This window comes from Rhodococcus baikonurensis, from assembly GCF_040489275.1.
In the GTDB taxonomy this organism is placed as follows: Bacteria; Actinomycetota; Actinomycetes; order Mycobacteriales; family Mycobacteriaceae; genus Rhodococcus_F; species Rhodococcus_F baikonurensis.
Map to the genome: position 1 here is coordinate 652,665 of NZ_JBEUOQ010000001.1, position 20,061 is coordinate 672,725.

At 62.3% G+C, this 20,061-nt stretch carries 19 protein-coding genes; 8 read left to right on the forward strand and 11 right to left on the reverse strand.

The window, feature by feature from the left end:
* Positions 1–29 precede the first annotated feature (29 nt).
* Positions 30–1,406, reverse strand: a complete 1,377-nt coding sequence (locus tag ABWI03_RS03330; RefSeq protein WP_298776938.1) for an MFS transporter — start codon at positions 1,404–1,406, stop codon at positions 30–32.
* 46 nt (positions 1,407–1,452) lie between these two features.
* On the reverse strand, positions 1,453–1,872 hold the full coding sequence (locus ABWI03_RS03335) for a MerR family transcriptional regulator (protein ID WP_214880346.1): 420 nt from the start codon (positions 1,870–1,872) through the stop codon (positions 1,453–1,455).
* A gap of 132 nt (positions 1,873–2,004) precedes the next feature.
* Here ABWI03_RS03335 and ABWI03_RS03340 point away from each other — a divergent pair, with 132 nt between their 5' ends.
* The 3 genes from ABWI03_RS03340 to ABWI03_RS03350 all read left to right on the forward strand — a co-directional run bounded on the left by ABWI03_RS03340 (position 2,005) and on the right by ABWI03_RS03350 (position 6,414).
* Positions 2,005–3,414 (forward strand): ABC1 kinase family protein, encoded by a 1,410-nt coding sequence (locus ABWI03_RS03340; RefSeq protein ID WP_235170456.1) that lies wholly within the window; start codon positions 2,005–2,007, stop codon positions 3,412–3,414.
* 77 nt (positions 3,415–3,491) lie between these two features.
* Entirely contained in the window at positions 3,492–5,219 is a 1,728-nt protein-coding gene (locus ABWI03_RS03345; RefSeq protein WP_298776937.1) for a PucR family transcriptional regulator, read from the forward strand.
* Positions 5,220–5,298: 79 nt separating this feature from the next.
* On the forward strand, positions 5,299–6,414 hold the full coding sequence (locus tag ABWI03_RS03350; RefSeq protein ID WP_095971986.1) for an NDMA-dependent alcohol dehydrogenase: 1,116 nt from the start codon (positions 5,299–5,301) through the stop codon (positions 6,412–6,414).
* Positions 6,415–6,472: 58 nt separating this feature from the next.
* Here ABWI03_RS03350 and ABWI03_RS03355 read toward each other — a convergent pair whose 3' ends face one another.
* Positions 6,473–7,477: an alpha/beta hydrolase gene (locus ABWI03_RS03355; protein WP_387411214.1), complete on the reverse strand. Its 1,005-nt coding sequence runs from the start codon at positions 7,475–7,477 to the stop codon at positions 6,473–6,475.
* Between the two features lie 210 nt (positions 7,478–7,687).
* Entirely contained in the window at positions 7,688–8,278 is a 591-nt protein-coding gene (locus tag ABWI03_RS03360; RefSeq protein WP_124569572.1) for a GlcG/HbpS family heme-binding protein, read from the reverse strand.
* Between the two features lie 184 nt (positions 8,279–8,462).
* Between ABWI03_RS03360 and ABWI03_RS03365 the strand changes: the two genes are divergently transcribed.
* Positions 8,463–9,632 carry a sensor histidine kinase gene (locus ABWI03_RS03365; RefSeq protein ID WP_298777731.1) on the forward strand — a complete coding sequence of 390 codons (1,170 nt, stop codon included), beginning with the start codon at positions 8,463–8,465 and terminating at the stop codon, positions 9,630–9,632.
* Positions 9,629–10,255 (forward strand): response regulator, encoded by a 627-nt coding sequence (locus tag ABWI03_RS03370; protein ID WP_124569571.1) that lies wholly within the window; start codon positions 9,629–9,631, stop codon positions 10,253–10,255. Before ABWI03_RS03365 ends, ABWI03_RS03370 begins: the two co-directional genes overlap by 4 nt.
* A gap of 21 nt (positions 10,256–10,276) precedes the next feature.
* Here ABWI03_RS03370 and ABWI03_RS03375 read toward each other — a convergent pair whose 3' ends face one another.
* The 6 genes from ABWI03_RS03375 to catA all read right to left on the reverse strand — a co-directional run bounded on the left by ABWI03_RS03375 (position 10,277) and on the right by catA (position 15,517).
* On the reverse strand, positions 10,277–10,642 hold the full coding sequence (locus ABWI03_RS03375) for a cupin domain-containing protein (protein ID WP_298776934.1): 366 nt from the start codon (positions 10,640–10,642) through the stop codon (positions 10,277–10,279).
* A gap of 17 nt (positions 10,643–10,659) precedes the next feature.
* Positions 10,660–12,123 (reverse strand): benzaldehyde dehydrogenase, encoded by a 1,464-nt coding sequence (locus ABWI03_RS03380; RefSeq protein WP_298776932.1) that lies wholly within the window; start codon positions 12,121–12,123, stop codon positions 10,660–10,662.
* A 153-nt stretch (positions 12,124–12,276) separates the two neighbouring features.
* Entirely contained in the window at positions 12,277–13,224 is a 948-nt protein-coding gene (locus ABWI03_RS03385; protein ID WP_234036901.1) for a helix-turn-helix domain-containing protein, read from the reverse strand.
* A gap of 6 nt (positions 13,225–13,230) precedes the next feature.
* On the reverse strand, positions 13,231–13,512 hold the full coding sequence (gene catC / locus ABWI03_RS03390) for a muconolactone Delta-isomerase (protein ID WP_095971979.1): 282 nt from the start codon (positions 13,510–13,512) through the stop codon (positions 13,231–13,233).
* Between the two features lie 14 nt (positions 13,513–13,526).
* Positions 13,527–14,648: a muconate/chloromuconate family cycloisomerase gene (locus tag ABWI03_RS03395; protein WP_095971978.1), complete on the reverse strand. Its 1,122-nt coding sequence runs from the start codon at positions 14,646–14,648 to the stop codon at positions 13,527–13,529.
* Between the two features lie 29 nt (positions 14,649–14,677).
* The gene (gene catA, locus ABWI03_RS03400) at positions 14,678–15,517 is read right to left on the reverse strand and encodes a catechol 1,2-dioxygenase (RefSeq protein WP_095972111.1); all 840 of its coding nucleotides are present in this window, start codon (positions 15,515–15,517) and stop codon (positions 14,678–14,680) included.
* A 211-nt stretch (positions 15,518–15,728) separates the two neighbouring features.
* On the opposite strand from catA, the gene ABWI03_RS03405 reads away from it, so the two are divergent.
* The gene (locus tag ABWI03_RS03405) at positions 15,729–16,499 is read left to right on the forward strand and encodes an IclR family transcriptional regulator (RefSeq protein ID WP_037120593.1); all 771 of its coding nucleotides are present in this window, start codon (positions 15,729–15,731) and stop codon (positions 16,497–16,499) included.
* Here ABWI03_RS03405 and ABWI03_RS03410 read toward each other — a convergent pair.
* Positions 16,496–17,434: an AraC family transcriptional regulator gene (locus ABWI03_RS03410; protein WP_298776928.1), complete on the reverse strand. Its 939-nt coding sequence runs from the start codon at positions 17,432–17,434 to the stop codon at positions 16,496–16,498. The two genes, ABWI03_RS03405 and ABWI03_RS03410, sit on opposite strands and share 4 nt — an antisense overlap.
* Positions 17,435–17,708: 274 nt before the next feature.
* Here ABWI03_RS03410 and ABWI03_RS03415 point away from each other — a divergent pair, with 274 nt between their 5' ends.
* Positions 17,709–18,278: a flavin reductase family protein gene (locus ABWI03_RS03415; RefSeq protein WP_298776926.1), complete on the forward strand. Its 570-nt coding sequence runs from the start codon at positions 17,709–17,711 to the stop codon at positions 18,276–18,278.
* Positions 18,279–18,289: 11 nt separating this feature from the next.
* On the forward strand, positions 18,290–19,918 hold the full coding sequence (locus ABWI03_RS03420) for a 4-hydroxyphenylacetate 3-hydroxylase family protein (RefSeq protein WP_003939685.1): 1,629 nt from the start codon (positions 18,290–18,292) through the stop codon (positions 19,916–19,918).
* Positions 19,919–20,061: the final 143 nt, after the last annotated feature.

Consider the following 20,061-nt stretch of genomic DNA (forward strand, 5'->3'; position numbering starts at 1 on the left):
CCTGTGCGGTCGTGGAGTGAGCAGCGTGGTCATGTGTGTGCCCTTTCGGCGATGGGTTGAACTGTTGCAGGAGTTGACGAACGAGAAAAGAGAAGGATCGATGTAAAACCTGTGAGCATTCCGACGCCCGCGCAGAAGACCAACGGCCACAGCAGGGCGAACTCGTCCGAACCAGCGAAGAGCGAGCCGCACAACGCAATTCCGACGGCAAGCCCGAATTGACGCGACGAGTTGGCTGTCGCTGAAGCCGTCCCGGCGCGCTCTGTCGGGGCATCCGACATCGCCGCGCCCGGCAGCACCGGCGATACCATCGCCGAACCGACACCGGTCAGAATCAGCCCGGCGATCAGCGCGGGCCAGAGCGGCTCGACGAGAACGTACAGCATGGCCACGCAACCGATTCCGCACAGGACCGTCCCGAATCCGAGCGACAGTCGAAGGTCGACTCGCTGAAGCCGTGATCCACACAGCGCCGACACTGTGACAAAAGCGAGCGGTTGAATCGAGAGCACAAGTGCGGCCGTCGATGCCGACAGTCCCAGCCCGTTCTGCAGCCACAGTGAAAGAACCACGAGCGGGCCGTAGGCTGCGAGGTAGTACCCGAACGCCGCGACGAGAACGCCGTCGAATTTCAAGGATCGGAACAATGCCGGATCGAGCATCGGGCTGCCGCTTCGACGCTGCCAGGACACAAAGGCCGTCAGCGCACCGATTGCGATCAGGAATGCCGGAACTGTCGATGACGAAGTCCACCCGACGTCGCCGCCCCACGTCACGCCGAGAACCGCGGCAACGGCAGCGACGGTGAACAGAAGCATCCCGGCCCAGTCGATGTTGTCGCCGCCTCGCTCACTGTCTTCGAAGCAGAACACAGCCATCACGAGCGCCACTGCGGCCACGGGGATTCCGAAATAGAAGACCGCACGCCAGTCGAAGAACTGCGTCAGCAGCCCTCCTGCAACATTTCCGATTCCCGCTGCCAATCCGGCGACGGCTCCCCACGCAGCAAAGGCGACGTGACGATCGCGGCCCGAATATGCGTCGCCGAGCAGCGGCAGGAGCGTCGCGAACATCGCCGCACCGGCAATTCCTTGAGCGCCACGGGCTGCGACCAGAACCGTGACGTCGGGAGCAATCGCGCACACAGCCGTTGCCACCAGGAACACGACCAGTCCGCAGATGTAGAGGCGTTTGCGTCCCCACGCATCACCGAGTGCGCCCATGCCCACCAGAAGAGCAGCCAAAGCCAGCGTGTAGGCGTCGACGACCCAGGACATCGCGCCCGTACTGCCGTCCAAACCGACCGCGATGGCCGGCACCGCGATCGTCGTGATCGTGGCGTACGTCAGTAACAAGAAAGTTCCGATGCATGCGGCGATGAGCGGCAGCCATCGTCGTGCCGACATGGTCAACCTCCGGATAGGGCGGTAAGTGCGCCCTAACTATGGAGGTTCAAGTCAACTTGAAGTCAAGCGCCGCTTCGACGCGTTTGTCGAGCTGCTCGAGCAACCACGGGCACTGCATCGGACGCTCTTGCCGACACGTCAGGTGATGCTCGAGAATAAGTTTCGCTCGCGTAGCTGCGGCGATCTGCGCCTCGAGGGTCGACACTTGATCTGCGAGAACCGTGGAGAACTGCTCGGACGTAGTGTCGGTTTCGATGAAGGACCGCACCTGTTCCAAGGTCATTCCCGTCTCGGTGTACATCCGGATCAATGCCAGGCGGCGCAGCTCACGCTGGCCGTACCAGCGTTTGCCGCCAGTTCGCGACCGCGCGGACAGCAGTCCTTCGTCCTCGTAATAGCGCAAGGTCGACGCCGCGATTCCGAACGATTGTGCAACCTCGCCGATCGGGATCAAGTGCTCACGCATTCACCGATCGTAGGCTGAATCCGTAGGCGGTTCCGGCAGTTATGTGTGACTTGGCATACTGACTAACGGAAGGGGTCGCGTAAGTGATCTCACGGCAAAATGCTGGATGCGCTCGTTGAACGAGGGAGAGCTGTGCTGGATCCAACGCGACCTGTCGGACCGTACTCGTCAGGAGTGCCCGCCTCTGCCCTCGAGGTCCGCATGCCGGACCTCGAACGCTTCGGCCTCGCCCAGCTGTGGCGTTCCGCGATCATCGCCGTCGTATTGTCCACGTCGATCATGTTGGCGCTGATCGTGTGGCCTTTCCGCAAGCGCGGACGCACGTGGGCAGACGCTGCCTCCGACGGGATGGTCGACGGATTCATCGCACTGGGTCCCACCTTCGTCAAGCTCGGCCAACTGGTCGCGTCGTCGTCCGGCCTGTTCCCGGCCCCGGTCGCCAATGCGTGCCTACGTTGTCTCGACGACGTTCCGTCCTTTCCTGCCGAGCAGGCTCGGAGCGTCGTGCTGAAGGACCTCGGGTACTCCGTGGACGACCTGTTCGCGAAGTTCGACGATGTACCTCTCGCGGCCGCGTCGGTTGCACAGGTGCACGCGTGCGTTCTGCACGACGGTCGAGAGGCCGTCATCAAGATCCAGCGTCCGGACATCTATGCGCGGATGCTGATCGACCTGCGGGCGGCGTACTGGGGCGCGAACATCCTCGAGAAGTTTGTCGAGTTCCTTCGAATTGCCAATGCCACCGCCATCATTCGCGATCTGCACAACGCCACGATGACGGAATTGAACAGCGCAGTCGAGGCCGACCGGCAGACCACCTTCCGGAACAACATCAGTGCGTTCGGCGACAACAAAGGAGTCACGACGCCAGAGGTCTACTGGGACTACTGCGGTCCCCGAGTCATCTGTATGGAACGCATGCGGGGCGTTCCGCTCGATCGGTTCGTCGCCGGTCCGGACGGAATCGACGAAGCCCGAATGCTGATCCGGCGCGGTGTGAAGGTCTGGCTCGAATCTGTCATCGTTCACGGTCCGTTCCACGGAGACGTACATGCCGGGAATCTGTGGGTCCTCGACGACGGCCGGATAGCGATGCTCGACTTCGGCATTGTCGGAGTTCTTCCGGAAACGTGGCGCTCGATCCTGTCCGATATGTTCCGCGCGACTCTCATCGACGGGGATTTCGCCCGCGTCGCTCGCGGAATTCGATCCTTGGGTTATGCAACCGACTACGAAGTCGACGACGCTCAACTCGGAATGCAGGTGGCGACAGCCCTCGCCCCGATTCTCGGCCGTGACCTGGGTGAACTCAAGCTCAGTGAATTGATCATGGCACTGATTCAATTGGGCAAACAGTGGGGTGTCGCGAGTCCCGAGGAATTGGTTCTTTTCGGTAAGCAACTCGGATACTTCGAGCGATATGCGACGGCGTTGGCACCCGGTTGGGTGATCGGCCAAGACCTTTATCTGTTCAAGAACGTATTTCCCGAGGCAGTCGCCGAAAAAGCACAAGAACTCGGCATCACGATGCCTGACGAATAAATTTGTCCCCTATTTCCTTATTCTGCATTTCGCCTGTCGGGGTTAGCCTGTAATGACCAACCGGCCGAGGAGCAAATGTGCAGCCACTTTCTGTAGCCCTCCCGCACGCGTCGACAAGTCCGAGGAGTAACGGGCCGCGTGTCGGCACCACCCTCGGCGCCCTCATGCATTCCACGGACAAGTCCGTGATCGAGCTTCTGGAAAGCCCGGACGGGCTTGACATCGACATCCGTTCGATCGCCCTCGTCGAGTCCTCCGACATCGACGGCACCGACAGCCGAGGTGCGATCTCCGACATCTACCTTTCCGTCGGAGTTCCGGAGTCGACGCTGACGCAGTGGCTGCGAAAGTTCGAAGGCAGGCCGTCACGGCGTCGGCCGAAGCTCTTGCTCGTCAAGAATGCGCGCGAGGCGACGACGGTACTCAACGCCGCACGAGGCATCGGAATCGCCGTGGCCGCGGTCCATCCGCAGGCCAGTTCCGGCCACGTTTACTCGCTGGTACAACGACTTCTGACGCAGAGTTCGTATCGTTCACGGGCCGCGGCGGGTGCGGTACCGGGAGGCGACTCCGATCTGTTCGCGCTCTCCGAAACGATCGCTGAACTGACCGGCGGCCTCGTGACGATCGACGACACTGCACTCCACGTCATCGCGTATTCGGCTGCTCACGAGGGTGAAGACGAGCTCCGTCAACTCTCCATACTCGGCCGGGAGTGGCCGATCGAATACACCGAATGGATAGAGAGCAGAGGCGTGTTCGAGCATCTCAGGCGCTCGGACGAGGTCATCAGTCTGCCCTCCGAGCCGGGCATCGGAGCCGCGCACCGGCTGGCAGTGAGTATCACCCGCCCGGACCTGTCGGCGCCGACGGGTTCCGTTGCACACCAACACAATCTCGGCAGCATCTGGGTGCAGCAGGCGTCAGGACCACTGTCGGACGACGCGGGCGCGGTATTGCGTGGTGCAGCGGCCGTCGCCGCACGCATTCTCATGCGGACGCTGGACGCGTCCAGCCGCGAAAATGATCAAGTGCAAAGGTTGTTCGGTGTTCGCTCCGGCGGAATCGACGTGCACTCCCTCGCCGGCTCCTTCGGCATCAGCACCGACGGCCCCGCTGCGGTCGTCGGATTCGCGACCTCCCTCGAGCCCGGATCGGATCTCGATCGAATCACCAACGCCTTGCGCTTGCGCGCCAGCGCATTCCGCAGCGACGCGGTCACGACGATCATCGACCACCGGATCTACGTGCTGTTTCCTCGGGCCGAAAACGAGGTCGCGATCAGCGACTGGGCTTACGACACCGTGCGAGTACTCGAGAATCGTGCGGGCATCAGCGTCCGTGCCGCCGTGGCGGTACCGATCGCGCGGTTGCACGGTGTGCCCGAGGCGCGTCGAGAGGTAGACCGCGTGCTCGATACCACTGATGATCACGACACCGCGAAGGTCACCACACTCGCGGCGTCACGCACCGCGGTGTTGCTGGGCGAAATCCTCGATCTCGTCGCCGATCACGAGCGACTACGTGACCCTCGTATCGACAGACTCATCTCCTACGACGACAAGAACACTTCTGACATGCAGTTCACGCTCACGGCCTATCTGACAGCTTTCGGGGACGTGAAGAAGGCCGCTTCCTCACTGAAAGTTCATCCGAACACGCTGCGCTATCGCATTCGGCGTGCTGAACAGATCATGGGCATTTCGTTGGACGAGCCGGATACGCGCCTGCTCACCGAACTACAACTCGCCATCCTGGGACGTGCCCCGGACGAGTCTGAAAGATACGAAACGTCCGATCAGTGAGATGGGCCTCGAGCCCACCCTGAACTCTCGAGTAGACAACTGAGGAATCCGAAGAACAACTCTCACCTCAGGAGATACCTTGCGCACTCGTGGAGCCGTCATTCGCCAAGCACCAGGCACATACGAGGTGGTCGATCTCGAACTCGATTCACCCCGCAGCGGCGAACTCACCGTCAAGATGGTCGCCTCCGGCTTGTGCCACTCGGACGATCACATCGCCAGTGGCGACCACGGAGTCGGCCGCTATCCCATCTGCGGTGGACACGAAGGCGCCGGAATCGTCGTCGAGGTCGGGCCGAATACCGAAGGGTGGTCCGAGGGTGATCATGTCGTGTTCTCGTTCCTCGCCGCCTGCGGCCGTTGCCGGTGGTGCGCAAGCGGAATCCAGAACCTGTGCGACAACGGCGCCGCCATCATGACCGGCAGCAGGCCCGGCGAAACCTCGAGTTACAGAATGTCTCTCGACGGTCAGCCCGTGGCCCAGACCTGCGGCCTGTCCACCTTCAGTGAATACACCACGGTCAGCACTCTCTCGGCCGTGAAAGTCGACAAGCACCTGCCTCTCGACGCTCTGTGCCTGCTCGGCTGCGGCGTCGGAACCGGGTGGGGCGCCGCGGTCAACTCCGCTCAGGTCTATCCCGGGCAGACCGTCATCGTCATGGGAGTCGGCGGAATCGGAATCAATGCGGTACAGGGCGCCTCGCATGCCGGTGCCGCCCACGTGATCGCGGTGGACCCGGTCGCCTTCAAGCGTGACAGTGCATTGAAGTTGGGCGCGACCCATGCCGTGGCCACCATGGAGGAAGCCACCGACATCGCGCGCTCGTTCACCAACGGCCAGGGCGCGGATTCCGCCATCGTCACCGTCGGCGTCACCACCGGCGAACATGTCGCGCAGGCGTTCTCGTCGATCCGCAAGGCAGGAACGTGCGTCGTCACCGGTCTCGGGAAGATGACGGACGTCGGCATTCCCGTGAGCCTGATGGAGCTCACCTTGTACCAGAAGAGAATTCAAGGATCCTTGTTCGGGGCGTCCAATCCCACCGCCGACATTCCGTGGATGATCGATCTCTACACCAGCGGCAAACTCGAACTCGACGGCCTCATCACCAACCGGTACAGCCTCGACCAGATCAACAACGGATTCGCCGACATGCATGCCGGTCGCAATCTGCGCGGAATCATCACCTTCTGAGCGATGTCTCTCCGGGCTTGACTCGTCAGCAAGTCCGGAGAGATCCTTCACATCAGCGTCACCAGGCATTCATGGTGTCGAGGATTTGTCCTCTGGCCATCCACAATTCAGCGGACCAGTACGGCCACGAGTGAATACCGGCGGGCGGAAAGCTGTACGTCGCTGGGATTCCCAAGGACTTCAGGCGAATTTCGAATGCCCGCGCGTGCACCCACGAGAGCGCCTCCAGTCCCATACCCGTCGCGGTGTGGAAATAGTCGATCGGCGCAGACGGATGATCGTACGGTCCCGGGATGCCGTTGGACGACGAAATGTACATCGACAGTCCGCGAAGCGATTCCGCGTTGACGAACGGGTCGTTCCGAAGCCACCCGGATGACCACGGCGGGCCCCACATCGAATCGACGTTGTACCGGCCGGCGTCGAACATGGCTACGCGGATCGCTTCGCGCATACCCGGGCCCGAGATATTGATGTAGCCGGACAGCGAGCCGGCGAACTTGAACTGATCCCGATGATGCCCCGCCAGGTTCAATGCGGCACTACCGCCCATCGACAACCCGATGATCGCATTATTTGTTGGTGAAACACCGTACCCTGCAAGGAAGTCCGGAAGCTCACGGGTGAGAAATGTTTCCCACCGGTACGTTATCGGCTGAGCGTTGAAATTGGACGGCGCGTACCAATCCGTGTAGAAACTCGACTCACCGCCGACCGGCATCACCAACGTGATGTTGTCGTTGCGGTACTGATCGAGTGCGTTCGTTTCGAAACTCCAGGCATTCCTGTCGTTTTGCGCTCGAAGACCGTCGAGCAAGTACAGCGCGGCGTTGCCACCGCGCGCGGCCCACTGCACCTGAACCTTGATGTTTCCCATCGAAGACGGGACCCACAACTCGTCGTAACCACCCCATGGCGCCGAGTGCGCCGGAGTCACGCCATGGGCCGGAGTGGCACTCGCGGCGGTCGGACCGAACATACCGCCGAGAAGAAGCATCGACAACAACGCCGCTACGAGCACCCGTACCCGCCGTGTATTGCGCTCGGGCAACGTGAATCTGATTCTCTGCAAGGTTGTGTCTTTCCCCGAAACTGCGCATCAAGAAACTCGCTTCGGTAAGTGCATCGTCGGTTCCACTGTCGACGTGTTTGTCCCTTTCCGGGGGCTCCGGTGTTACAAAGTCGAGGTCATCGCGGCAAACGGACAACTGTCGTGCCGAACGAATCCAGGTGGCGAAAAGCACAATTCACGATGCGCGCTGTCCGCGCTCACTCAGCCGAGGGACGAAGCGATCGCCTCCCGCCCCGCAGCAGCGCAAGCTTGGTCCTGCATTCCGTCTGGAGCACCACCGACACCGATACCGGCGATCGAGGCGGATCCGGACTTCAATGTGACTCCACCTGCAAGGAAGAGGGTGCCGGGAAGGTCGGCGATGGTCGATCCCTCACCTTTGGTACGCTGCGAGAGGTCACTGGTGTCGGCTCCGAAAGCTGCAGAGGTGTATGCCTTCTCGCGTGAGGCCTCCACCGTGTGCTGCGCCGCGTTGTCGCCTCGCACCATGGCGATGACGTTTCCTGCCCGGTCGACGACAGAGACGGTGACAAATCCGAGCCCGTCGGCACGGCATTTGGCCATGGCCGCACCGGCGGCCTTCACTGCTGCGTCGGCGCTGAGTCGATTCTGACTGACCACCGCCGAATCGCCAGTCGCAGCAGGCTGCTGCGTGGCAGAAATCGACGTCGTGCTCGATGCGTTCGCCACCGGCGTGTCGGTGGTCGAGCAGGCGGCGCTTGCAAGGATCGCGACAACCGGAACGGCGACAGCGAGCGTACGGGGAAGTCGGGTGTAGATGCGGTGGTTCATGGCGGGCACACTTTCAGTCGAATGGTTCGAAACCGTCCACTACAGCGTCGCGTCCCGGCGCGGGTGCGCACATCGGGCGCTCGGGTGACGAACCGTGCCCCATCTGGTTGTCCGGATATCATCCGAATGGTTGATACGACGGCCTGGCGCCCTCCGTAATATTCGAGGGATGAGTAACGGAGCGATGAACGCCGACGCCGAACTCGGCCTACGCGGCCCGTTGGCGTGTGCGATCCACGCGTCGTTCTTCGTACTGTTGTCGACATCGGGAGTTCGGTACGTCACAGTCCACGGGACAAGCGGTCGGTTCGGGGTGGTGCTCGTTCTGGCCGGGGTTCTCGCCGTGCTCTACGCCGTCATGGCTACGGTGTCTTCGCGAGACGTGGTTCGCCAACGGCTGTGGATGTGGCCGGTACTGAGCACCTGGGCAGCACTGGTCTGGCTTGCACCGAGTTTCGCGTGGTGCGCGTTCCCCGTTCTCTTCCTCTGTATTCGCCTGTACCCGAGCAAGATCGCCTACCCACTCGTCGGGATCCTGGGCGTCCTCGCCGGTATCGCGTTCTACAGGGTCACCGGTCGTGCCGAATTGGTGACACTGCTCGGACCTCTGTGCACCGCGGCACTGGTCGCGGCAGCCTACGGGCAGATGGAACGAGATGCCCGAGAACGCCTTCGGCTTCTACGTCAGGTAGCAGAAGCGCAATCTGCATTGGCAGATACCGAACGTGCTGCCGGCGTTGCCGCTGAGCGAGAGCGCCTCGCGCGCGAAATCCACGACACCGTCACGCAGGGACTGGCGAGCGCCCTTCTTCGACTCGAGGCAGCCGAACAAACGTGGAACACAACGGGTTCGCCGTCTCGCGCCGATGTCGATGCCGCGGCAGAGAACATCCGCACGAGCCTGATGCAGAGTCGAGACCTCGTCCACGATCTGGCGCCGACCAAGGGCGGTACGGGCAACTTCGACGCCTTGGTCGTGTCCGCGGCCCGGCAGTTCGTCCCGGCCGTTCGGATCCGCACCGTCGGTGAAGCCGTCATCCTGCCCTCGGACGTAGCTCATGCCATCGTGCGAGTGGTCTCGAGCGCGTCCTCCAACATCGCCCACCACGCCCGCGCCGACACAGCGGGCGTGACGATCACGTATCTCGACGACTCCATCTCGGTAGACATCTTCGACGACGGCGTCGGCTTCGATCCGGGAAAACTCGCCGACCATTCTCGGTACGGTGGATACGGCCTACGTGCGATGCGGAGTCGCGTCGCGCAGCTCGGCGGATCGTTCACCGTGGAAAGCGCACCGGGAGACGGCACCGTCGTCGCGGCCCAGTTCCCGCTCGAACGGAGGATCCGGTGACCACCATTCGCGTCTTCCTCGTCGATGATCACCTGGTGGTGCGCGCCGGGCTGAGAGCGCTGCTGGACACTCAGCCGGACGTCGAAGTAGTCGGCGAAGCATCGTCCGGCGAGGAAGCGGCCACGGCGATACAGTCGGCCTCGCCGGATCTGGTGATGATGGATCTGGACATGGGCACCGGCATGCACGGTGCAGAAGCGATCAAACGGCTTCGAAACGACGGTCTCGATGTTCCCGTCCTGGTTTTCACGACGTATGACACCGACGCCGACGTCGTACGGGCTGTCGACGCCGGCGCCATCGGTTACCTACTCAAGGACTCGACGCCCGACGAGATCTTCGGCGCGGTGCGCGGGGCGGTTGCCGGGCGCAGCGTCCTCTCCCCTACCGTCGCCTCCCGTCTCGTTCAGCAGATGCAGCGCCCACAGGAAGCGCTCACCGCCCGTGAGTCCGAACTACTGAGCCTGCTCGCCGAGGGGATGACCAACCGCGAGCTGGGTAAAGCACTCTTCATCAGCGAGGCGACGGTGAAAACCCACCTCGGGCACATCTACGCCAAGCTCGGTGTCGATACCCGCTCTGCCGCAGTCTCCGTCGCACTACGTCGCGACGGAATACGCTGACCTCGACAGCGGCCGAACAGCTCAGCCGCCCATTGCCTTACGCATTCCGTCGATCAGTTCGAGGAATTCGGTCTTGGGAGCGAAGTCGACGTACTCCGAGTCGTCGATCGCTCCCGGAACGTGACCGGGCGCCCAATAGAACACGTCGCCTGCATTGTAGGTCTGCCGCCCCGCTTCGGAATCTGTGTAGATCCTGCCCTTCAAGACGTATCCGTAGTGAGGACATTGACAGCGTCCCCCTTCCAGATGCGAGAACGGTTCGGCGAAGTTGGCACCGGCAGGCATTTTGACGAAGTTGACGATCATGTCGCCTTCTTCTCGCATCCGTAGTTCGAATTCGCCGTCCTGCAACACGATGGGAAGCTCGTGAGCCGAGATGGTGTGCATCGGAGTTCCTTTCGACTTCAGAACGGGAAGGTCTGAGCGGCAGGCCGGCTGGTTCGCCACTGCCAGGTGGTGAATTCGTCCCAACTGCTTTGAGTTCCGAATCTCGCGCCGTTTCCCGAGGCACCCGCGCCGCCGAACGGTGCATAGGCATCGTTGTTCAGAGTCTGATCGTTGATGTGCACGATGCCGGTCCGAAGGCGGTCAGCGATCCGCTCGCCGCGTTCCACCGATCCTGTTTGTATGGCCGCCACCAGACCGTATTCGCTGTCATTGGCCAGCCTGACGGCCTCGTCTTCGTCCTTGACGACCACGACGGGCGCCACCGGCCCGAAAATCTCTTCGCGGAACGCGGGCATGTCCGAAGTGACGCCGGCCAGCACGGTCGGCTGATAGAACAGCCCTTTGTAGGTTCCGCCTGCGCGAATTTCGGCACCGGCTTCCTTGGTGTCCTGGACGATTCGATCGACGTTCGCGATCTGCCTCGCGTTGATGAGCGGCCCGAGAGCGACGTTGCCCGTATTGGGATCTCCGACCGGCAGGACCGAGGCACGCTTGGCCAGCAAGTCCAGGTACCGATCGACAACCGACTCCAGCACGATGTGTCGGCCCGCGGTCATGCAGACCTGCCCCTGATGCAGGAACGATCCCCACGCACCCGCCGAACTCGCGGCATCCAAGTCTGCGTCGTCGAGAACGATCAGGGCATTGTTCCCACCCAATTCCAGCGAGACACGCTTGAGTGTGCGGCCGGCCGTCTCTCCCACCTGCCGGCCGACGGCGGTCGAACCGGTGAAGGACACCATCGCGATCAGCGGGCTCTCGCACAACGCCTGACCTGGCTCCGCATCACCGGCGAGCACATGAAGTAGACCTTCGGGAAGGCCTGCAGCCGTGAACAACTCCGCGATGACGGCGCCGCCGCTGATCGCGGTTTGAACATCCGGCTTCAGAACGACGGCGTTTCCGAGAGCCAAGGCCGGTGCGACAGCACGCATGGCAAGGAGCAGCGGGAAGTTCCACGGGCTGATCACGCCGATCACGCCGAGGGGTACCCGCCGGCCGATGCTCGATCGCCCGCGCTGGCTGGCGGGCAGGAGGTGACCGCACGGCTGCGTCGGCAGCGCCGACGCCTCCCACAGTTCGGAGATGACGAGATCAACTTCGAACGCGGCTTTCCCTGGTACCGAACCACCTTCGCGGATCAACCAGCGTTCCACTTCGGCTCGCTCCGCTTCCAAAATCTGCGCGGCCTTACGGATCACCGAAGCGCGGTCCTGTCCGATCGTGGCCGCCCACTCCGGCTGCGCCACCGACGCGATGTGTGCCGCTCGATCTATATCAGCAGCAGTGGCCGTCCCGATCACACCGAGCACCTCACCGGTTGCCGGTTCGACCGACTCGACGGTCTCACCGCTCCCGTCGATCCATTGGCCGCCGAAAATCTTTCCGTACCATTGCCGATTCGCGAGCAGATTCGTCATGAGTTCCTCGATTCGTAGCTTTCGCTGCAGTCCTCGCCGGTCGCGGGCCTGAGCTCTTCACGAGCTTGAAAAGCGATCTGGAACACACTCTGCCCCGGTATTCGGGCTCCGAGTTGTCGTGATCGGACACGTTTGTTGTTCGGATGCGACAGTTCAGTGAAGTTCGCGCACGTTCGGATCAGTCGAGCCACGTACTTCCGACGGTGCCGTACCGAATTCCGTCTTGAACGCCCGCGAAAAGGCCGGAGCGTCATGGAAACACCATCGTGCGGCCAGTACGGAGATCGAGTGATCTCGCAGCGAGGCGTCGGTGAGATCTCGGCGTACGCGAATCAACCGTTCTCGGCGAATCAGCGCATTGAGGGTAAGACCTCCGTCCCCGAAGTGACGCTGAACGGTTCGCGGCGACATGTGCAGCGCACCGGCGATCGATGTGACCGAGAGATCCGGAGAGTCGAGATTCCGAAGCGCATATCGCAAGATCTCCTCTCGCGCCGACCGTCCGGGTGCCGCGGGCGCAGTGTCTTGGACCAGAACTGCTGAAGCGAGATTGACGCCCGCATCTCCGAGAAGCCCTGCCGCGCTGCCGTCGACCTGGGATGCCACGGCGCCCGAGATGAAGTTCTGCAGCAATGCCCCGGATCCGCGTCGACCGTCGTGGATGCGTTCGAGCGCGCAGTTCAACTCTCGCTCGGTCAGACTCATTGCCGTGCGCGGCACGGTCATGACGGTGCACGACCAGTGGCCGTCGAAACGCAACGCGTACGAACGCTCCACGTCGTAGAGAATCATCGTGCCGGGCCGAGCCGTCAACTCGCGGTCGGATTGGCGCAGTATCGCGCTCCCGGTTCGGACCGCGCAGATCTTGAGCAGATCACTACCGTGTCGCTTTGCTGCCCGTGTGCTCCGTCGCAGTATCTGAGGCGAACCGGAAATGTCGAAAGCGCCCACGTCCCCGAGACTTACGCCACTGACCGTGCCCACGGGCACGGTATCGACAGAGCTCTCGGGGCACAGGCCACCGAAGGTCTCCGACATCTCGCAGTGCCACTGCTGCACAGATTCCAGCAGGCTCGCAGGCGTGGCAGACACGGCAGACACGGCCGGCTACTTGATCGAAGATCCGTGCTGCGTCAACGGCATGACCTCGATGGTCATGTACGGGAACAAGGGGAGATTCCAGAGAATCTCGTGCAGTTCGTCAGGCGAGTCGACGTCGAAGATGCTGATGTTGCTGAACTGTCCCACTATTCGCCACAGATGCACCCACTTGCCCTGGCGCTGAAGGTCTTGTGAGTACTCCTTTTCCGTTGCGACGGTCTCGGCGCGAACTGCCGGATCCAGATCGCGTGGAATATCGACGTCCATCCGTACGTGAAACAGTGCCATGTTCTTCTTGTCCTCTAGTTCCTGGTCCAGGTCTTGACGGCGTCCATGTTCAGTTCGACTCCCAGCCCAGGCCCGGAGGGGAGGTGCAACTGCCCCTCGGAATACTTCAACGGCTCCTGAAGTAGTTCTTCACTGAAGAGCAGTGGACCGAAAAGCTCTGTTCCGAAGTTGATTCCGGGCTCGGCGCAGGCGAAGTGCAACGATGCTGCTGTGCCGATCGGTCCTTCGATGGACGTCGCGCCGTGGCACGCGATACCCGCCGCCTTGGCGATCGCAACGATGTCGCGGCTGCGCTGGAGGCCACCGCACTTGGTGGTCTTGAGGGCGATGACATCGGCAGCACTCCGGCGAGCGATTTCCAGAGCGTCGTGCGGGGTCTGCACGCTCTCGTCCGCCATGATCGGAATCGGCAGTAGCCTACTGAGTTCGGCGAGGACCTCGATTTGGTCTGCCGGCGTGGGCTGTTCGATCAGTTCCACTCCGCCGTCGGCGAGTTGTGGCAGGTACCGAAGCGCGGTGAAGCGATCCCACCGCGCGTTGACGTCGACGCGGACGCCGGCGTGGCCGTCGAGCGCCTGCGCGATGCTGACGATGCGCGCGACGTCGACCGCTGGATCGAGTGCACCCATCTTGAGTTTGAAGCTGAAATTGAGCCTGGATTCCAGCTTTTCGTGAGCTTCTTCGATGATCTCGTCCGCCGGCGCTGCACCCAGCGCCCACGTGACGTCGACGCTCTCGCGGAAAGCCCCGCCGAGCAGCGTATGCACGGGAACTCCCAGGCTACGAGCCCAGGCGTCGTGCAACGCCACGTCGACGGCTGCCTTCGCGAATCGTGCATTGGCAACAATCTTTTCGATGTCTGCCATGATCGCGGTGATCTGATCCACACGTCTGCCGACCACCACCGGCGCGATGTACTTCTCGATGATGACCTGCATCGTCTCCACCGATTCGCCGCCCCACCACGGCCCGCCCGGAACGACACCTTCGCCGTATCCGACCACACCGTCGGATGTGCGAATCGCAACGAGCAACAACGGTTGCGCCGTCATCGACGTGGTGGCGAATTTGTGGGGGCGAACCAGAGGAACGTCGAGGATGGTCGTCTCGATGGAGACGATCGACAGGTCTGTCATCACATCACTTTCTTTCGAGCAGTTGTGGATCAGGCCGGGTCGAGCACGAAGTCGTACGTGACCCGGTTGATTCCGTCGACACCCGGCTTCGGATCGAGAATGAGTTCAGGCTTCGTGGCCGTTGCCACGTCGTTCTCGATCCACTCACCGTCCTTGAAATAGAGCTGGGTGGTGATCGTGCGCTTGCCGGGAGCCTTCACCATGAGATGCAGGTGAGCTGGACGCCACGGGTGCCAGCCGGCCTTCTCGATGAACCAGCCGGTGGGGCCGTCGGTCGGGATCTGGTACGGCGCAGGCTGAATCGTGGTGATCTCGAAACGTCCCTCGCCATCGGCAACGATCGTTCCGCGGAGGTTGCCGTCGGGGATGTGCGGCGCGAAGTGTGAGTAGTAACCTTCGTCGTCCGCGTGCCAGAGTTCGACGGTTGCGCCGCCGAGCCCCTTGCCGTCGAGATCGCGAACCTGACCCTCGAAGACCAGCTTCGATCCAACCTCGTTGTCACGCATCGGAAGTTCACACTTGGATGGCAGCGTCTTGGCATCGGCGACGTAGTACGGGCCCTCGATGCTTCCCTTGGTTCCGTGCTGGCCGCGGTACGCAACCTCTTCGACGTTGTGCTCGAGGAAGACGTCCAGCCACAGGGGCCACTCGCCGAACTGGCCGATGTCGATGAGCCACTGCTTGAGGACGCGGTACTCGGAGTAGGTGACGCCGTGCTTGTCGATGACGCCGGCGAGTGCCTCGAGTACGTCCTTGGCAATGGCCGAGACGCGCTCGGGCGGGGTGTCCGCGCTGACTCGTTCCTGGAGGAACTTGTCAGTGGCGGCAGTGCCCGAACCTACTGCGGTGGGGCTCTCGGAAGTGGTCATGTGGTCCTCCTCGGGGCCGTGTGTGGCTGTTACCGGGTGGGTGCCGTACTGCTGGGCTGAGTCGGCTTCCCAAGTCTGGTTGCACTCAAAGGTTGTACGCTCTGCGTACATCTGTTACGCTCTGCGTACGCTTGTACTGTGCGCCCAGTCACAAGGTTTGTCAACCTTCGAGGGCACCGATCAGGCATACCCGCAGATGAAAGGCCCTTCCGTGAGCGAGAACGATCGCGATTACATCCAGAGCATCGAGCGTGGATTCGCTGTGCTGATGGCCTTCGACGAGAAGAACCCCAACCCGTCGCTCGCCGATCTTGCCGCCGAAACGGGACTCTCTCGCCCTGCTGTCCGACGCATCCTCCTCACCCTGCAGAAGCTGGGGTACGTCACCGGCAACAACAGTCGGTGGTCGCTGACCCCGCGCGTTCTGAGCATCGGGCAACACTTCTCCGCATCACACGCTCTGACCGAGGCGGCTCTCCCGCGTCTGCTGGAGATCGCAGAGCACACCCACGAGTCCGCGTCACTCGGAGTCCTCGACGGCGTCGACGTGGTCTACGCCGCGCGTGTACCCGTTCGTCGGATCATGAGCATCAACGTCAGCGTCGGCACCAGAGTGCCTGCATACGCCACCTCCATGGGACGGGCCCTGCTCGCTTGGGCGCCAACCGAAATCGTCGACAACGTCATCGCGAACTCCACGTTCGACGCCCTCACACCCACCACGATCACCGATGAAGGCGCATTCCATACCGCTCTTCGTGTGGTGCGCGAGCAGGGATACGCGCTCACGTCCGAGGAACTCGAAGACGGCCTGATTTCCCTCGCCGCCCCCGTCCGCGACGCCGGCGGAAGCGTCGTCGGCGTGGCCGCGTGTTCGACGTCGGCCGGACGCACTACCCCGGAAGCCTTCCGCACCGACGTCGCACCTTTCCTCGTCGAGAAGGCGAATCAACTCAGCGCGGACATGGGGTACCGGAGCTAACGCCTCAACACTTCCGAGGGCAACAAGCCGTACTTGCGCCGAAAAGACGATGCGAACCGTCCGGTGTGCGTAAAACCCCATCTCACAGCGACATCGGTGACCGTCGTGGAGTCGTCGGCGTCCACCAGATCTGCGTGGACCCGCTCGAGACGGATGTCGAGCAGGCATTCCGACGGACTCCGGCCCACGTACTGCCGAAATCCTTCCTGCAATCTCCGTACGCTGACGCCCGCAACCTCCGCCATCTCGGCTGCGGTCCACACGCGGGCCGGGTCGTCGTGCATCTCGTCGAGCACCCGCTTGACGATGCGTGGCCTGGCGTGTCGCACCGCGTCCTCACTGTCGGGCATTGCAGCAAGGACGAATGCCGTGACCACGGCGCCGGAGAGCTGGCCTGCCACCAGTTCGTTGTGCAGAACTCCGACCGGGCCGAGAATCTGATCCGACAGTGAGCGAACAAATCTCAACCATCTGGCTCCGTCGTCTCCTCGAAGGTCCACCTGATCGGGCAAGTGCATTCCGGGTCGGCCGAGCACTTTCTCCATCTCGCGGTCGAGGTACTGACGGTCCATCCGGACGCCGACGATCTCGCAGTCCGCACTCCACCGGGTGATCCTCGTGGTGATGTCGGGCGGACACACCGTCGCGACGCCCCGTGTCGAGAGCACGTGCGAGCCTGCGAACACCGACTCGAGCTCTCCCGAGAGCGGAATGTTCACCCCATACGCACCGGGATGATCGGATTCGACTGCGACATCTGCGCCCCACCGGATATGCGCGATCCGCAGCGGCCCCAACTCGGTGGTGCACACCCCGACTCCACTGGCCGCGTGCCGTGACAACGGCGTCAGCGTGTGCGGAAAATAGGCGTCCGAAACCGCATGACATGCCTCGTCCCAGTCGCGCGGAACTGTACTGATCATGGAGTCGACCATCGTCCTTCTTCACCTTCCAAACCCGTGACCAGCCACATTGCCGAGCATGGGCGCTGAACCTCATTGAACACTGTGTCCCCGGTCACTTCCAAGGGGAAACGGATACAGGCTTCGATCGGGTGCGCAATCCGGATAGAGGCCGCGCTGTACGGATCGACCGAAGCCTGCGCTCGCCGTACGTTCGTCTTCACTCCCGGCGCGAGTCGTCCACCACCTCCGCCTCCCGCACTTCGCGGCTCCCCACTCACCCGCCATCCGACAAGGAGGTCCGGTCATGGAACAAAATCAACTTCGAGGAATCTTCGGTCAATTCGCGAGCGGCGTCACCGTCATCACCTGCACCAATGCCGACGGCCAGCCGCACGGAGCCACCGTCACCGCATTCACGGCCATTTCCCTCGCACCACGGCTGTGCCAGATCACGATGACTCGCAAGTCCAAAGCGTGCGGCTACCTCGGCAACGCACCGTTTGCCGTCAACATCCTTGCCTCCGACCAAGTGGACACGGCCATGCATTTCGCCGGCCGCCCGCAGCGCACCGAACCGAGGTGGATCGACGGACCGACCGCTCCCCTGCTCGACGGCGCCGCAGCAACCATCTCGTGCGTCCCGTGGAAGGAGTACGACGGTGGTGACCACATCATCTTCATCGGCGAGATCGTCGACGCGCAGTCGAGCGGCAAAGATCCGCTTCTGTTCTACAGAAGCACTTTTCACGATCTGGGCGCTACCTCGTCGACCACAGTCTGGAACGGCAGTCAGGACGACCCCCACAGTGGGTGGTTCGACGCCACCACTTCGTTCACCCCGATTCATCTTCAGCCCGCACCTCAAACGATCTGAAAGGCTTTGCCATGACGACCACCGAAATCCCTCCCACCGGCGTCGACCCCGCAGATTCCGGAGCGCCACAGGTCAATCCGGCCGCCGACTGCGAAGCCAACCGTACGAAGAACTTCGCTACCCGGCCGATGACCGGTGACGAGTACATCTCGAGCCTGCAGGACGGTCGCGAGATCTGGCTCCATGGTGATCGCGTCAAGGACGTCACGACGCACCCCGCGTTCCGGAATCCGATCCGCATGACCGCAAGGCTGTACGACGCTCTGCACACGGGCGAGCACGTGGACGCCTTGACCGTTCCGACGGACACGGGCAACGGCGGTGTCACCATGCCGTTCTTCCGCACACCGACGTCGTCGGCCGATCTGCTCAAGGAACGCGACGCCATCGCGACGTGGGCACGTATGACCTACGGCTGGATGGGCCGCTCCCCCGACTACAAGGCAAGTTTCCTGGGAACCCTCCACGCCAACAAGGAGTTGTACGCACCGTTCCAGGACAACGCCGAGCGCTGGTACCGCGAGTCGCAGGAGAAGGTTCTGTACTGGAACCACGCGATCATCAATCCCCCGGTGGATCGCCAACTTCCGCCGGACGAGGTCGGCGACGTCTTCATGAAGGTGGAGAAGGAAACCGACGCCGGATTGATCGTCAGCGGTGCCAAGGTGGTCGCCACCGGATCGGCGATCACCAACTACAACTTCATCGCTCACTACGGTCTGCCGATCAAGAAGAAGCAGTTCGCCCTGATCTGCACGGTGCCGATGGACGCGCCGGGCGTGAAACTGATCTGCCGCACCTCGTACACCGAACATGCTGCGGTGATGGGCAGTCCGTTCGATTATCCGCTGTCGAGCCGCATGGACGAGAACGACACCATCTTCGTCTTCGACAAGGTGCTGGTGCCGTGGGAGAACGTCTTCATGTACGGCGACGTCGACCGGATCAACGCATTCTTCCCTCAATCGGGTTTCCTGCCGCGCTTCACCTTTCAGGGCTGCACTCGCCTGGCCGTCAAGCTCGACTTCATCGCCGGCCTGTTGATGAAAGCACTCGAAGCCACCGGCGCGGGCGGCTTCCGCGGAGTTCAGACCCGTGTCGGCGAGGTGATCGGGTGGCGAAACCTCTTCTGGTCGTTGACCGAATCGATGGCACGCGATCCCGAACAGTGGGTCGGCGATTCGGTGATCCCGAAGCTCGAGTACGGCCTCACCTATCGAATGTTCATGATCCAGGGGTACCCGCGGATCAAGGAGATCATCGAACAGGACGTGGCGTCAGGCCTGATCTACCTGCCTTCGAGTTCACTCGACTTCAAGAGCCCGGACGTGCGTCCGTACCTCGACAAGTACGTTCGTGGTTCGGACGGCATCACCGCCGTCGACCGGGTGAAAGTCATGAAAGCACTGTGGGATTCGATCGGTACCGAGTTCGGCGGGCGACACGAACTCTACGAGCGCAACTACTCCGGCAATCACGAGAACGTCAAGGCGGAACTGCTGTTCGCAGCCCAGAATCGTGGACACGCCAGTTCCATGAAGGGCCTGGCCGAACAGTGCCTGAGTGAATACGACCTCGACGGCTGGACCGTTCCGGACCTCATCGGCAACGACGACGTCTCGTTCTTCAAGAACCGGTAACCCACTCGTCGGGTAGGGCGGACTCGCGCTGTCGAGTCCGCCCTGGTCGTCGTCCCCAGCAGCCATGGCCCATCCGAAGAATTCGACGAACACTGCACCCTTGGTCAGGACTAGGCAAATGCCTGGTGTGACCCGAGCCACAC

Excerpts from the sequence above, each read along its gene's own strand:
- ABWI03_RS03330 (WP_298776938.1), bottom strand. The coding sequence starts at position 1,406 with ATGTCGGCACGACGATGGCTGCCGCTCATCGCCGCATGCATCGGAACT.
- ABWI03_RS03335 (WP_214880346.1), bottom strand. The coding sequence starts at position 1,872 with ATGCGTGAGCACTTGATCCCGATCGGCGAGGTTGCACAATCGTTCGGA.
- ABWI03_RS03360 (WP_124569572.1), bottom strand. The coding sequence starts at position 8,278 with ATGAACCACCGCATCTACACCCGACTTCCCCGTACGCTCGCTGTCGCC.
- ABWI03_RS03365 (WP_298777731.1), top strand. The coding sequence starts at position 8,463 with ATGAACGCCGACGCCGAACTCGGCCTACGCGGCCCGTTGGCGTGTGCG.
- ABWI03_RS03375 (WP_298776934.1), bottom strand. The coding sequence starts at position 10,642 with ATGCACACCATCTCGGCTCACGAGCTTCCCATCGTGTTGCAGGACGGC.
- ABWI03_RS03380 (WP_298776932.1), bottom strand. The coding sequence starts at position 12,123 with ATGACGAATCTGCTCGCGAATCGGCAATGGTACGGAAAGATTTTCGGC.
- catC (WP_095971979.1), bottom strand. The coding sequence starts at position 13,512 with ATGGCACTGTTTCACGTACGGATGGACGTCGATATTCCACGCGATCTG.
- ABWI03_RS03395 (WP_095971978.1), bottom strand. The coding sequence starts at position 14,648 with ATGACAGACCTGTCGATCGTCTCCATCGAGACGACCATCCTCGACGTT.
- catA (WP_095972111.1), bottom strand. The coding sequence starts at position 15,517 with ATGACCACTTCCGAGAGCCCCACCGCAGTAGGTTCGGGCACTGCCGCC.
- ABWI03_RS03410 (WP_298776928.1), bottom strand. The coding sequence starts at position 17,434 with ATGGTCGACTCCATGATCAGTACAGTTCCGCGCGACTGGGACGAGGCA.
- ABWI03_RS03415 (WP_298776926.1), top strand. The coding sequence starts at position 17,709 with ATGGAACAAAATCAACTTCGAGGAATCTTCGGTCAATTCGCGAGCGGC.
- ABWI03_RS03420 (WP_003939685.1), top strand. The coding sequence starts at position 18,290 with ATGACGACCACCGAAATCCCTCCCACCGGCGTCGACCCCGCAGATTCC.